The sequence below is a fragment of the Saccharopolyspora sp. 7B genome (genome assembly GCF_020177435.1).
Lineage (GTDB): Bacteria > Actinomycetota > Actinomycetes > Mycobacteriales > Pseudonocardiaceae > Saccharopolyspora_C > Saccharopolyspora_C gregorii.
The window spans coordinates 1-13995 of sequence record NZ_JAIUKC010000118.1 but is presented as its reverse complement, the minus strand read 5'-3'; the positions used below and the strand labels follow the sequence as shown (position 1 = coordinate 13995).

General features: G+C 72.7%; 10 protein-coding genes and 2 pseudogenes. 5 read left to right on the top strand and 7 right to left on the bottom strand.

What is annotated here, in order from left to right; translation table 11 throughout:
- Positions 1 to 114: 114 nt before the first annotated feature.
- The 5 genes from LCD33_RS18850 to LCD33_RS18830 form a co-directional block, all read right to left on the bottom strand.
- Positions 115 to 3234, bottom strand: coding sequence for a hypothetical protein (locus LCD33_RS18850; protein WP_224959355.1), 3120 nt, complete (start codon positions 3232 to 3234; stop codon positions 115 to 117).
- Positions 3235 to 3253: 19 nt separating this feature from the next.
- On the bottom strand, positions 3254 to 4930 hold the full coding sequence (gene ettA / locus LCD33_RS18845) for an energy-dependent translational throttle protein EttA (protein ID WP_224959354.1): 1677 nt from the start codon (positions 4928 to 4930) through the stop codon (positions 3254 to 3256).
- Between the two features lie 127 nt (positions 4931 to 5057).
- Positions 5058 to 5495 carry a single-stranded DNA-binding protein gene (locus LCD33_RS18840; RefSeq protein ID WP_224978099.1) on the bottom strand — a complete coding sequence of 146 codons (438 nt, stop codon included), beginning with the start codon at positions 5493 to 5495 and terminating at the stop codon, positions 5058 to 5060.
- Positions 5496 to 5651: 156 nt separating this feature from the next.
- Positions 5652 to 7691, bottom strand: coding sequence for a cytochrome c oxidase assembly protein (locus tag LCD33_RS18835; RefSeq protein WP_374201665.1), 2040 nt, complete (start codon positions 7689 to 7691; stop codon positions 5652 to 5654).
- Between the two features lie 190 nt (positions 7692 to 7881).
- Positions 7882 to 8259: a hypothetical protein gene (locus LCD33_RS18830; RefSeq protein ID WP_224966800.1), complete on the bottom strand. Its 378-nt coding sequence runs from the start codon at positions 8257 to 8259 to the stop codon at positions 7882 to 7884.
- 239 nt (positions 8260 to 8498) lie between these two features.
- On the opposite strand from LCD33_RS18830, the gene LCD33_RS18825 reads away from it, so the two are divergent.
- The 3 genes from LCD33_RS18825 to LCD33_RS18815 are packed head-to-tail and all read left to right on the top strand — an operon-like array spanning position 8499 to position 11006.
- Entirely contained in the window at positions 8499 to 9110 is a 612-nt protein-coding gene (locus tag LCD33_RS18825) for an LppP/LprE family lipoprotein (protein WP_224966801.1), read from the top strand.
- Complete coding sequence (locus LCD33_RS18820; RefSeq protein ID WP_224959350.1) at positions 9107 to 9802, top strand: response regulator transcription factor; 696 nt, start codon at positions 9107 to 9109, stop codon at positions 9800 to 9802. Before LCD33_RS18825 ends, LCD33_RS18820 begins: the two co-directional genes overlap by 4 nt.
- A gap of 1 nt (position 9803) precedes the next feature.
- Positions 9804 to 11006, top strand: a complete 1203-nt coding sequence (locus LCD33_RS18815; protein WP_224966802.1) for a HAMP domain-containing sensor histidine kinase — start codon at positions 9804 to 9806, stop codon at positions 11004 to 11006.
- A gap of 113 nt (positions 11007 to 11119) precedes the next feature.
- Here LCD33_RS18815 and LCD33_RS18810 read toward each other — a convergent pair whose 3' ends face one another.
- Positions 11120 to 11866, bottom strand: coding sequence for an SDR family oxidoreductase (locus LCD33_RS18810; RefSeq protein ID WP_224959347.1), 747 nt, complete (start codon positions 11864 to 11866; stop codon positions 11120 to 11122).
- Positions 11867 to 11980: 114 nt separating this feature from the next.
- On the opposite strand from LCD33_RS18810, the gene LCD33_RS18805 reads away from it, so the two are divergent.
- Together LCD33_RS18805 and LCD33_RS29435 are read left to right on the top strand one after the other, a co-directional pair.
- Positions 11981 to 12700, top strand: a complete 720-nt coding sequence (locus tag LCD33_RS18805) for a TetR/AcrR family transcriptional regulator (RefSeq protein ID WP_224959346.1) — start codon at positions 11981 to 11983, stop codon at positions 12698 to 12700.
- An 837-nt stretch (positions 12701 to 13537) separates the two neighbouring features.
- A pseudogene (locus LCD33_RS29435) lies at positions 13538 to 13698 on the top strand (IS5/IS1182 family transposase); the annotation flags it as partial.
- Here the strand turns inward: LCD33_RS29435 and LCD33_RS18795 are convergent.
- Positions 13672 to 13764: pseudogene (locus LCD33_RS18795) on the bottom strand (IS5/IS1182 family transposase); the annotation flags it as partial. The pseudogenes LCD33_RS29435 and LCD33_RS18795 overlap by 27 nt on opposite strands.
- Between the last annotated feature and the right edge of the window lie 231 nt (positions 13765 to 13995).

Sequence of the window (13995 nt, the reverse complement as noted above, 5' to 3'; positions counted from 1 at the left end):
CGCGCCCGCGCGCACCGGGACGAGCGCCAGGCGGGATCGCGCGGCGGTGGCCAGGCGTCCGATCACCGCGGCCCCCGCGCCCGCGCGACACCGCTGCGGGCACGGGTCCGCGGCTCAGTACCGGGGCGTCCAGGTGTCCTGGGCGGGACGGCGGTGCCGAGGCCGCGCGTCGGGATCCGGCTCCGCCTCGTGCTGGTGCGGCAGGCCGATCGGATGACCGTTGGTACCGGGCCGGCCGTGCCGCCCCGGTCCGTCGTCGTCCTGGCGCCTGCCGTTCTCGTAGGCGAGCAGCGCCTCGGCCAGCAGGTCCGCCAGGCCGACCTCACCGGCGGGTTCCTCCGCGGCCTGCGTGCTCCCGTCCTGGTGCCGGGCCAGCAGCTCCGCCGCCGATTCGAGGCGGTCGGCGGCGGTACCACCGGGTGCGGCGAAGGGCTGGTCGTCGGACTCGGACGCGCCGTGCACCGGGCCGAAATCGGGGCGGGTGCGGTCGAACGGGGAGACCTCCGGCTCGCCACCGCCCGGGTACGAGGTCGTCCCGGTGGGCTCGGACAGCATTCCCAGCGTCGGCGGCAACCCGTCCGCCGACTCGACCGTCCCTTGTGGACCGAGCGGGTCGGGGGCGGCGTGCGCGGACGACGGCCGGTCCCACGGCGCCGCGTCCCAGCGCGGCGGATCCGGCGCGGTGCCGCCGAACCGGTCGTCCGGGTCGGCGTGCCGGGCGCGGCGGCGACCACCGGAACCCGAAGTCTCCTCGCTCGCACCGGCGGTGCCGGTCGATCCGGTGTGCCTGTCGCCGGTGTGCTGACCGCCGGAACCGCCTTCCCCGGCACTTCCCCGCTCGTCCAGGAAGGCGCCCAGGTAGCGGTCCGCCCACGAAGCCCCGGACCGCGGCGGATCCTCCGGCAGCGACTCCTCGTACCCGCCGGCGTCGGCGGGCTCCGGCGCCGCGCGGCGCGACCGGGCGCCGTCCTCGCGGCCGTGGCGCTGCATCTCGGCGAGGCTCTCCCGGATCTCGGCGAGGGTGCGGCCGCGCGAGCGCCTGCCACCCTCCTCGTGCGTCCCCGGAGCCGCGTCGGCATCCGGCTCCGCACGGTCCTCGTCGAGGTGCTCGACCGCACCGACCTGCGAGGTCGGCGGCGGCTCGTGGTCCGGCACCGAGATGACCGGCATGATCGCCGTGACGTCCGGGAAGCTCGGCTCGCCCGGTGCGCCGCGATCCCACGGGGCGCTCACCTCGGTGGGCGGCGGCTCGGCGACGTCCTCCCGGCGCCGGGAGCCGCGGGTGCGCGGAGCGGGCGCGTCGTCCGGTTCGGCCGTGCGCGCGCCTTCCGGTTCCGGCTCCGGGATCGCCGGTCCGCTGCGGGAACCGAAGTCGTAGACCGGGAAACCTTCGCCGAACGGCGCCGAGGTGACGCGGCCGACCGGGACGTCCATGCCGCCGTGCCGACCGGAGTCCTCCGCCGCGGGCTCCTCCGGTTCAGGGGCGCGGCGCTTGCCGCCGGTGCCCGCGGCCTCCGGCTCGGGCGCGCGCGGAGCCGGCATGGCACCGAGCGGACCGGGGTCCCGGCGCTGCTCGCCCTGGTCCTGGTGCGTCCTGCGGTCGTCGGCGACGCGGCTGGTCAACGTGTCCATCAGCCTGCGCGCCGCGTCGCGCACGCTGCTCTCCCCCGGCTTGCGGTACTCGTCGAGCGGGTCCTCCGGAGCGATGCGGTTCGCGGCCCCGGTCGGGACTTCCGGGGTCGCCTCGGCCGCGGGACGCTCGTTCGGCGGATCCGGAGCGGGCACGGGCTCCGCCGGTTCGGGCGGCGGGGAGAACCCGGAGTTCGCGGCGAACGGACTGCCGGTGGTGCGCTGCGGACGGCCCGTGCCGTCCGCGCGGCGGCGGCCCGCGGTCTCCTGCTGCTGCGGTGCTTCCGCGGCCACGTCGTGCGCCCCGGCCACCGCCGGTTCCGCCGAGTGCGCGCGACGGCCGGATCCCGCGGCCGGTGCGTCGGCGCCGGAGGACTCGGCCACGGTGGTTCCGGTGCTGCCGAAGGACTCGGCCGGAGCGCGGGCCGGGACGTCCGCCGACGTGGTCAGCGGCGGTGCGGCGACGGGGAGCGGCGCGGCGGCCTCCGGCGCGGCGGTGGTCGTGCCCGCCGGTCCCGGTGCCGCCGGGGGAGGCCCGGTGCCGGTGGCCAGCGCCGGGAACTCCTCCAGCAGCCGGACCCGGGCGGCGTGCACGGCGGCCCGCCAGCGCCGGTCCGCGGCGTACGCGCGGCGCAGCGTGGCCAGCGCCTCGACGAACTCCTCCGCCTTCTCGTGGGTCTGCGAGGACATGCTCAGCGATTCGGTGAGCAGGCAGTCCAGCTTGTGGCGTTCCGCGTTGGCGGCGGCGTCGTTGAGCAGCCGCACCGCCGCGGCGAGATCCCCGGCGGGCAGGTGCACGCGGGTCGCCAGCGCCAGCCGCAACCAGCCGGACGGCCCGGCCGCGGCCGCGCGCACGGGCGTGCGGATGACCGGCGAGGCGGCCTCGACGGCCTCGGTGCGGCGCCCGAGGTCCAGCAGGGAGTGGACCCGCTCCAGCACCAGGCGCGCGCGGATCTCACCGCTCTCCGCGGCGGGGTCGCCGAGCCGGTCCAGCAGGGCCAGCCCTTCTTCGGCGGCCCGGGCGGCCTGCTCGAAATCGCCGTTGCGCCGCAGGTGCCCGGCGCGCGCGGTGCGCACCCGTGCCAGCAGCAGCCTGCTGGTGTCCCGGTTCAGCTCGGAGGCCGCCGCGTAGAGCCGGTCGGCCTCGTCGAGCGCCTCGGCCCGTTCGGACTCCCGCTGCTTGCCGGGCAGCGCGGCGGCGAGCTCCAGCAGCGCGTGCGCGCGCAGCGCCGGTTCGATCCGCTCGCGTTCCAGCACCGGTTGCAGCACGCGCAGGGCGACCTCGTGCCCGCCCGCGGTGCGGGCGCAGCAGGCGAGCTCGACGCGCAGCTCCGCGGCGATCTCGTGATCGCCCGCGCGCTCCGCGTCCCGGACGGCGCTGATGGCCCGCTGGGTGATCGCGACCCCGTGCCCGAGGCGGTTGGACGCGAACAGCGCCACCGCCTCGGCACGGAGCCGCAACGCGCGGTCACCGATGCGTCTGGCCTCCGCCACGGCTTGATCGCCGAGCATCAGGGCGAGCTCGGGCACCCGCCAGCGCATCTGCCAAGCGGGTTCGAACAATTCCTGCGCACCGCCCGGATGAGCTCCGTGCACGCTGGCCAAGACGCCTCCCCGTTCAGGTTCAGCCCCGGGTCAACTTCCGGTGGGTGACTCTGTGCGGACGGGCGGCTTCCTGCCCCAGTCTGTCGATCTTGTTCTTCTCGTAGCCCTCGAAGTTGCCCTCGAACCAGTACCACTTGGCCGGGTTCTGGTCGTCGCCCTCCCAGGCCAGGATGTGCGTGGCGACGCGGTCCAGGAACCACCTGTCGTGCGAGATCACCACGGCGCAACCGGGGAACTGCTCCAGCGCGTTCTCCAGCGAGCCCAGCGTTTCGACGTCCAAGTCGTTCGTCGGCTCGTCCAGCAGGATCAGGTTGCCGCCCTCCTTGAGGGTCAGCGCCAGGTTCAGCCGGTTGCGCTCACCACCGGAGAGCACGCCCGCGGGCTTCTGCTGGTCGGGGCCCTTGAAGCCGAACGCGCTGACGTAGGCGCGGGACGGCATCTCGACCTGGCCGACCTGGATGTAGTCGAGACCGTCGGAGACCACCTCCCACACGTTCTTCTTCGGGTCGATGCTGGCCCGGTTCTGGTCGACGTAGGACAACCGGACGGTGTCGCCGACCTTGACGGTGCCCGCGTCCGGCTGCTCCAGCCCGACGATGGTCTTGAACAGGGTCGTCTTGCCGACGCCGTTCGGGCCGATGACGCCGACGATGCCGTTGCGCGGCAGGTCGAACGAGAGCCCGTCGATGAGCAGGTTGTCGCCGAAGCCCTTCTTGAGGTTCTCGACCTCGACGACCTGGTTGCCCAGCCGCGGACCCGGCGGGATCTGGATCTCCTCGAAGTCCAGCTTCCGGGTCTTCTCCGCCTCGGCCGCCATCTCCTCGTAGCGGTCCAGGCGGGAGCGGGACTTGGTCTGCCGGGCCTTGGCGTTGGAACGGACCCACTCCAGCTCTTCCTTCAGCCGCTTCTGCAGCTTCTGGTCGCGCTTGCCCTGCACCGCGAGGCGTTCCTGCTTCTTCTCCAGGTAGGTGGAGTAGTTGCCCTCGTACGGGTAGGTGCGCCCGCGGTCGAGCTCCAGGATCCAGCCCGCGACGTTGTCCAGGAAGTACCTGTCGTGCGTCACGGCGAGGACGGCGCCGGGGTAGTTCGCGAGGAACTGCTCCAGCCACAGCACGCTCTCGGCGTCCAGGTGGTTCGTGGGTTCGTCCAGCAGCAGCAGGTCGGGCTTGCTCAGCAGCAGCTTGCACAGCGCGACGCGGCGGCGCTCACCACCGGAGAGGTGGCTGACCTGGGCGTCCGGCGGCGGGCAGCGCAGCGCGTCCATCGCCTGGTCGAGCTGGGAGTCGATCTCCCACGCGTCCGCGTGGTCGAGCTCCTCCTGGAGGCGCCCCATCTCCTCCATCAGCTCGTCGGTGTAGTCGGTGGCGAGCTGCTCGGCGATGGCGTTGAAGCGGTGCAGCTTCTCGATGATCTCGCCGACGCCCTCTTCGACGTTGCCGAGGACGGTCTTCTCCTCGTTGAGCGGCGGCTCCTGCTGCATGATGCCGACGGTGTAGCCGGGCGAGAGGAACGCTTCGCCGTTGTTCGGCTGCTCGAGTCCCGCCATGATCTTGAGCACGGTCGACTTGCCGGCGCCGTTCGGGCCAACGACGCCGATCTTGGCACCCGGGTAGAACTGGATGGTCGCATCATCGAGGATGACCTTGTCCCCGTGTGCCTTCCGCACCTTCTTCATGGTGTAAATGAACTCGGCCATGCCCTGAATCGTAGTTGCGTCCCGTGTCGGCTCGTGCACCGCCGTCGATTGCCGCGCCGGCAGCCGCGCACAGCCCGCACCGCACCTGCTCCACCGCTGGTCACCGACCTACCGGGTGGCGCGGAGATCACCCGTCGCGGGGCGCCGCGACGTCCGGCCGGCCGGTTCCGGGGCCGGTCGCGGCGGCATCGCGTTCGGCGGCCGGGCGCTCGGCCGATCTGGGGAACCGGTTGCCCCGGGCCAGGTCCAGGCCCACCGCCGCGGCCTCCACCTCCACCGACGTCCGCCGACCGGCGGCCGACTCGAACTCGCGGGTGTGCAGCCGCCCGGACACGACCAGCGGCGTGGCCTTGCCCACCACGCCGAGCACCCCGTCGGCGACCCGGCGCCAGCAGTTCACGGTCACGATCAGCCGGTCGCCATCGGTCCAGCGCTCGGCCTCCCGGTCGTAGCGGCGGGAGTTCCCCGCCAGGCGGAAGGACACCACCCGCTCTCCGCCGGGGGTGGTGCGGATCCTCGGTTCGGTGAGCACGGTCCCCACCACGGCCACGGTCGTCTCGAACATCTCGCCACCTCCTGGAACGCGGAGCCGTCCGTCGGCTCGGGTTCCAGGATGCGCGGCGCCGATCACCCACCGCCACCCCGGTTTCACGATCTGTGCACAGATCGCGCCGCTGTGGACCGATTCATCGGAATCCGGTGGTTAACCCCTCATCGAGGGTCACCCGTCGGAGCGAGAGGTCGGGTTCTTCGCCCCCGAACCCGACGCGTCCCCAGCGGAGAGCCGCCGCAGCATCTCGTTGTAGGCCGCCAGATCCGCGTCCCCGTCCACCGCGGCCTTGCGGTCCAACCGCCGCGCTTCCCGGTAGTCCGCGCGCGACCACTGGATCAGCAACGCCAGCATCACCACCACCAGCGGCACCTCCCCCGACGCCCACGCGAGCCCGCCGCCCAGGTTCTGGTCCGCCAGCAGGTCCGACGCCCACGGCAGCGAAAGACCGCGGTAGAAGTCCGACCCGATCACGGTGTTCGACATCATCAACGTGATCCCGAAGAACGCGTGGAACGGCATCGAGGCGAACACCATCCCCAGCTTCGCCAGCGACGGCAGCGGCCGGGGCGCCGGGTCGATCCCGATCACCGGCCAGTAGAAGACGTACCCGGCGAGCAGGAAGTGCGCGTTCATCACCAGGTGCGCCCAGTGCTGCGGCAGCGCCGCGTCGAACAGGCCGGAGAAGTACAGCGCCCAGAACGAGCCGGTGAACAACGCCAGCGCCACGAACGGATTCGTCAACCACCGCGTCAGCGGCGAGTGCAGGAACGCCAGCAGCCACTCCCGCGCCCCCGGCGGGCCGCCCTTCGCCGCGGGCCTGAGCACCCGCAACGCCAGCGACGTCGGCCCCGCGAGCACCAGCAGCACCGGCGCCAGCATCGACAGCACCATGTGCTGGCCCATGTGGACGCTGAACATCGCCGGCGCGTACCGGCCCACTCCGGACGAGGTGGCCACCAGGACGCTCGCGCAGCCGCACAGCCACGCGACCGTCCGCCCCACCGGCCACCGGTCGCCGCGGCGGTGCAGCACCCGCACCCCGTACAGGTACAGCCCGGCGAGCACCAGCGCCGCCGTGCCGAAGACCAGGTCGAAGCGGAAGTCGAACAGCAGCCGGAGGGCCGTCGGCGGCCCGTCCAGCGGGTAGCCGATCAGCAGCTCGGTGCGGTCCGGCACCGCCCCCAGCTCGGCCGGCGGCGGGGTGCGGCCGAGGGCGACGGCCACCCCGATCGTCGCGAACATGACGAGCACCTCGACCGCGCCGAGCCGCAGCAGCCCGCCGCCGCCCTCCGCCACGGTCCGCACCGCCCGCTCCCGCTGGAAGTGGCCGATGACGCCGAGCACCACCAGCAGCACCACCTTGACCAGCACCAGCACCCCGTAGGTGGTGCTGAACAGCTGGTCCAGCGGCACCCGCGCGAAGGCGTTCACCACCCCGGAGGCGGCCATCACGATCCAGCAGACCAGCGCGATCCGCGAGAACCGGCGCGCCACCAGCCCCGCGTGCGCACCCCCGCGCGCCAGGTGCGCGAGGAGCGCGACCAGCCCGCCGACCCACAACGTGGCCGAGAACAGGTGGAACAGCAGGCTGTTCGTGGCGATGTCGTGCGCCCCGCCGCTCGCCGAGTGGCCGGTGGCGACCAGCGGGAACATGCCCAGCAGCGACACCGCGAACAGCACCACCGTCCAGCCCCAGGACAGCACCACGCGGCAGCCGACGGCCAGCACCAGCGCGATCCCCGCGGTCAGCAGCCACGCCTTCGCCTCCTCCAAGGCGTCGACGAGGCCGAACAGCACCTGGGCGTCAAGGACATCACCGATCGGCCGCCCGGTGGCGTCGGCGGCGGTGAACGGCACGAGCAACGCGGCCCCCACGCACCACAGCCCGGCGGCCCAGCCCGCGGCCCGCACCGCCGCGTAGCCGTCGGCGAGCAGCGGGCCGGACCGGCTCGCCGGGATGCCGAACGCGGCCAGCAGCAACGAGCCGATGCACACCACCGCGCCGGTCTCGGCGAGGACCCGCACCACGGGCAGGCCGTATTCGGTCACCGCGCCCGGGTCGGGCAGGCCGTACGCCGCGTACGCGTCGCTCGCCGACAACGCGGTCAGCGCCGCCGCCACCACCGCGGCGAGGATCCCGGCCGTGACGACCAGGATTCCGACGGTGGTGGACCTGCTGCGTGCGCCGGGAACGGTCTCAGAAGCCACGGAACGAGCCTAACCGCCGGACCCTGACCTGCGGTTTCGGGTGCCCTCGCGCCTCGTCGCCAGGTCGCGGGCCCGGTTGGGCGGTGACCGGCCCCGATTCCGGCCACCGCCCGCCGCTCCCGCCCGAGGCGGGTCGCGGTGCGCCGACGTCGGTCCCGGGCCCCGTGCCGGGTCCCGCCGCCGGTCGTCGTCAGAGCCCGGCGGGCCGCTGCGAGTCCGAGTTGCCCGCGTCGGGCAGCGAGATCCACCCGGTCTCACCGCTGTCGCAGCGCACGGTGATGGTGTTCGCGTCGCCCTCCGGTGCGGGCACCTGGTTGGGAACCCGCAGCGAACCGATCAGCACGCCGGCGTCGACGGCGGGCCCGAGCCGGGCGACCGATCCGAACGACGAGGTGGCCGTGGCGCCGAGGCCCGGGCAGTCGGCGGTGACGGTGATCTCCTGGTTCGGCTTGACCAGCCCGTCCGCGGTCACGTGCAGCTCGTCACCACCGGCCGCGAGCGCGACCCCGGGCGCCCCGAGGAGCAGACCGGCTCCGGCGACCGCCAGGGTCAGGTTCCGCATGCGCATGGTGTTTCCTCTCCGTTCGCTTCCGGTGTTCCCACCGCTCGACGACGACGCTAGGGAGCGGACCTCACGGCGGCCCGGAGCTCGTGCAACGGTCACCCATCGGTCGAGGGGCAGTCGTGTTTCAGCAGTTCGTGGCCTCGTCGAGTGGATTTCGCGCGCCGCCTGTTACCCGGCCGTCGGGTCACCGCGACGATCCCCGCCTACGTTCGGGTGCGTTCCGCGGGTGAAGGAGGACGAAGGTGCGAACGACGATCCGCGCGGCCGCCGCGGTCGCGGTGCTGGCGGTGTCGGCCGGGTGCGCCGGATGCGGAAGTCCCGCGCTGCGGGTCGAGGGCCCGGCGCTCGCACCGCCGCAGCCCGCCACGACCGCCGAGGTGGCCCCGCCGACCGGCGCCGAACTGCGCAACATCCGCAACATCGACCTGCGCAGCACGGTGCTCGCCGATCCGAAGGTGCCGGACGAGGTGAAGCGGATCCTGCGCGGCTGCTCGGTGTGCGGGCTGGAGGACCCGGTGTACGCGGACGTCACCAAGGACGGCGAGGCCGACGTGCTGGCCCCCGTGCACGACAGCGGCAGCGGTGGCACCAAGGCAACGCTGGTCTACAGCGTCCGCGACCAGCAGGTCTCGCTGGTGTTCGGCTACCTGGGCCCGGACGCCGGGCTCCGCGCCGAAGGGGGTGATCTGGTGCTGGACCGGGACCTCTACGCGCCGGACGACGCGCACTGCTGCCCGACCGCCACGGAACGGCTCCGGTTCAGCTGGGACGGACACCGGTTCGCGATGGCCGAGCGCACCGGCGGCGCGCCCGGCACCACGCCGTACGGCGGTTGGGGGACCATCATCCGATGAGCTGGGACGTCCGAGGCACCACAGTGCTGCTCGTCGAGGACGACGAGGTGATCCGGGAGGCCACCGAGCTGGCGCTGCGTCGGTACGGGTTCGAGATCCGCACCGCGGGCGACGGGCTGGCCGGGCTGGCGGCGTTCCGCGAGCGGGAACCCGACGTCGTGCTGCTCGACGTGATGCTGCCCGAGCTGGACGGGATCAGCCTGTGCCGCGGCATCCGGGAGGAGTCCTCGGTGGCGATCCTGATGCTGACCGCGCGCAGCGACGCGGTCGACGTGGTGCAGGGCCTGGAGGCGGGCGCCGACGACTACGTGACCAAGCCGTTCGACACCATGGTCCTGGTCGCCAGGCTGCGCGCCGCGCTGCGGCGGCGGGAACCGGTACGGCCCGCCGAGGACGCGTCCGCGGGCGACCGGCTCGCGTTCGGCGACCTGGAGCTCGACCGGGATTCGCTGGAGGTGCGCCGCGGCGGGCGGCTGCTGTCGCTGACGCCGACCGAACTGCGCCTGCTGCTGGAGTTCACCGGTGAGCCAGGCCGGGTGCTGTCCCGCGGGCGGCTGCTGGAACAGGTGTGGGACTACCCGGCGAGCAGCGACACCCGGGTCGTCGACGTCCACGTGCAACGGCTGCGGGTGAAGGTCGGCAAGGAGCGCATCGAGACGGTCCGCGGGTTCGGCTACAAGCTGGTGGGCTGACGTGCGCGTCGCGGTGAAGAACGCGCTGGCGATCGCCGGGGTCGCGGCGCTGGCGGGCGTGGCGTTCGCGCTGTGGACGCACTACCGCGCCGTGGACCTCAGCGAGGCGTTGAGCAGGCAGGAGACCGGCAGCAGGTTGCGGATCGCGGCGGAGTCGTACTACGCGCACCGCGACCTGCCCGAGTCCGCGAGCCTGGACGACGCGTCCGCCCCCGCACCGCTGGTGGCCGCGGTGCGGGCCGGTTCGTTCGCGACCTACGTGGACGCGGACGCCGCCGACCCGGCGGTGTGGGCGGGCACCGAGGTCGGCGGGCACGTGCTGACCGTCCACGACCCGTACGCCGAGCAGGCCCGGCTGCTGGCGCAGCTCGACCAGGCGTTGGTGCTGGGTGTGGTGGCGCTGCTGCTGGTGTCCGGGGCGCTGGCGGTGTTCATCGGCCAGCGCCTGGCGCGGCGGATCGGCGCGGCGTCGGCGACGGCGCTGCGCATCGCCGACGGCGAGCTGGCTGCCCGCGTCGGCAACACCATCGCCGGAGCCGGGCGCGACGAGGTGACCGCGCTCGGCGGGGCGGTGGACGCGATGGCAGCGGAGCTGCGGGCACGGCTGGAAGCGGAGCGCCGGGTCACCGCCGACATCGCGCACGAACTGCGCACCCCGGTGACCGGCCTGGTCACCGCCGCCGAACTGCTCCCGCCGGGGCGGCCGAGCGAACTGGTCCGCGACCGGGTGTCCCGGCTGCGCGGGTTGATCGAGGACGTGCTCGAAGTGGCCCGCCTCGAAACCGACGGGGAGCAGGGCGCCCCGGAACGCATCGGCGCGGACCTGCTCGCCGAGCGGGCCGCCGCCGCCGCCGAGAAACCGGTGCGGCTGGAGGTCGCCGAGCCCGCGGAGGTGGACACCGATCCACGGCGGGTGCAGCGGATCCTGGTGAACCTGCTCCGCAACGCCCACCGGCACGGGCGACCGCCGGTGGTGCTCTCGGTGTGCGGCGCCACCCTCACCGTCGCGGACCACGGCCCCGGCTTCCCCGCAGACCTGCTCGCCGACGGGCCGCGGCGGTTCCGCACCGGACGCGCCGAACGCGGCGGCGGGCACGGGCTCGGACTGACCATCGCCGCCGGGCAGGCGCGGGTGATCGGCGCGGAACTCCGCTTCGGCACCGCCGAATCCGGTGGGGCGCGGGCGGATCTGGTCCTGGGGTGAGCCGCGCGGCACGCTGCGCGCTCGGCGGCGGGTCACGCGTTCCGCCCGGCTCCGACCCCGGCGAGCGGCCGCGGCACCTCGCGGGGACGACCGGCCGCACGTGACCGCCCGGGTCAGAGGCGGGCCACCAGGTTCTCGAACAGCTCGTCGTAGGTGCCGTCGACGGCCGCGAACCGCTGCGGCTTCACCCGGTCCACGAGCACCTGCCGGATGTCCGGGTCGGCCTGGATCAGGCCGATCGCCTCGGACACGAACTCGCCCAACGGCATGGCCCCGGCGTGGTCGGTGCCCGGCCCCATCAGCGTGGTCCTGGTCAACGGCGGCGCCAGCTCGATCAGCTGCACCGGCGTGCCGCGCAGTTGTGCCCGCACGGCCTCGGTGAAGGCGTGCACGCCGGCCTTGGTCGCCGAGTAGGTCGGCGTCAGCGGCATCGGCACGTAGGCGAGGCCGGAGGTGACGGTGATGATCGACGCTTCGGGCCGGGTGCGCAGGTGCGGCAGGAACGCGGTGAACACGCGGATGGTGCCCAGCAGGTTGGTCGAGATCGTCCGCTCGGCGACTTCGAGCGCATCGGCCTCGAGGTGCCGCTCCGGGAGCATGATGCCGGAGCTGATCAGCACGGTGTCCAAGTCGGGGAACCGGTCGACGACCCGGTCGCGCAGCGCGGTGATGGACGCGGCGTCGGTGACGTCCACGACCTCTCCGGCGAAACCGTGTTCGGCGGCCAGCTCCTCGACCCGCTCCCGGTCGCGGCCGGTGATCACGACGGAGTTGCCGAGCGCGGTCAGCTGGTGCGCGAACTCCAGGCCGATGCCCGACGTGCCGCCGACGATCAGTGCGGTGCGTCCTGTGGTCTTCATCTGTACTCCAGTTTCGTCGTTACCCTTAAAACGGTAACACCGATACTTCCGGCGGAGCAACCAGAGTGTTATCACTGATACTTCCAGGCGAGGGGACTGCTATCGTTGCCGATCGTGGGATCGACCGACACCAAGATGAAGATCGTCGAAGTGGCCAAGCGCCTGCTCGACGAAGGGGGCCCGGCCGCGGTGAGCACCCGGGCCGTCGCGACCGCGGCGGGCGTGCACGCCCCGGCGATCTACCGCCTGTTCGGCGACAAGGACGACCTGATGGACGCGGTCGCCGGGCACGCGCTCAGCACGTACCTCGCGGGCAAGACCGCGATGCGCCCCTCCGGCGACCCGGTCGAAGACCTCCGCAACGGGTGGCGGCTGCACATCGGCTTCGGCCTGGAGAACCCCGACGTCTACAGCGCCCTCTACGGTTCCCGCAGGCGCCGCGCCCCCTCGGAGGCGGAGCAGCAGGCGGAACGGATCCTGACCGGCCTCATCCACGCGATCGCCGAAGCGGGACGGCTAGCGGTCCCCGAACCGCAGGCGGTGCAGCTGATGCACGCGGCCGGGCGGGGCACCATCTTCACCCTGATCGGCAGCGACTCCGACCCGGCGGACGCCGACGCGCTCGCCGACCGCGCCTTCGAGATGGTCCGCGGCGTGATCACCGTTCCAGACCCCGCCGACCGGCCCTCGGCCGCGGACCCGGTGGCGCGCGCGGCCACCACCCTCCGCGCGGCCCTGCCCGACGTCGACCGCCTCACCGCACCGGAGAAGGCGCTGTTGGACGAGTGGCTCGACCGCGTCCAGGGAAGCGGCCCGCCCTCGCCCGAACGCTGATCCCGCGCGCGGCGCGACACGACCGCAGCGCTTCCGAACCCGGCCGGATCCCTCGCGCGCGGAACCGAACGAGGAACCACCGCGCGCAGCGGCGCATCGCAGAACCGGAGCACGGCGCGACGTCCGATCCGGAGCAGCACGAGAAGATCGTCGTGGAGCACCACCGGACGGCTCTCGGTGGCGTCCCGGAAAAGGCGATCGCCGACCACATCGGCCCCGGGCCTCCAGGATCACCCCGAAGCGTTCAGCGGCTTCCTGCACATGCGCGACGGCTGAACATCGAGCGCGTCGGCGCCGAGGGAACGGGGCGGCCACGCATTCACCCCTGATCCGGAAACCCGGCCGCCCGGCGTGCTCCCACAGACCGGTTCCGGCCGGACAACGGGAAAGTCGCCGAGCACCGGGACGTCCGCACCGATTCCGCCAACGCGAACGGCGTGTTCCGACCGGTCCGCCGGCCCGACTTCCTCGGCCCTGGGCGAGCAGAGCGAGGCGGGAGGGTAAAGTGGGGGATGATCTTGATCGAGATCGTCCCCCACCGCTGTGACCAGCATCGGAGCGCCCCCGGCAGGACTCGAACCTGCGACCTCAGGATTAGAAGTGCGTTCACCCTCGGCGCTGTGCTGACCTGCAAGAACACTGATCGCAGACAAGCATCACTCGCCGAATCCTTTGCTCGATGCCTTTGCCTGTGATTCCGCCGCTAAGTTCACCCGCACGCAGTAGCGCAAAGCAGGCTGTGAACGTTCAGCAAGTCACGAAAATCTCGAACCGCCGTGGCCAACATGGGCTAGAGGCTGTCCCGTAACCGATGGTCAGAGGTGGGATGATCTTGCCGTGGCTGGTGTGATCACGGCGTCGGAGCCCTCGTGGATTGGTCCGTTCATCGGGCTGAGCCTTCAGCAGTTCAGCAAGCTGATCACCGCCCTGCGGAGTGAGGGGGCCGATCCGGTCCGCAGGGCCGGCCGTGGTCATTGCCCGCCCTTGAGACGGCAGTCGCGGAGGATCTTCCAGCTCTTCATGCGGGCGAAGGCGTGCTCGACGCGGGCCCGGACCTTGCGGTGGGCGCCACGGTGGCGCCCCTCGGGCATCCCCGGCGTTACATTGGAATTTCCTGGTAGTGGCGTTCGCCATAGCTGCTCTTCAGGTAGCTATTCACGACATCATTAAAATTGATCCAGTGTTTCGTTTCCGCGTGAGAATCCAGGTGCCCCTGAGTGCCTGTTCCTGTTCTCAGGTGAGGCGTTTGCTGGTGGTGTGGATCATGGCCCGGCGGACGATGGCTTCGTGGTGTT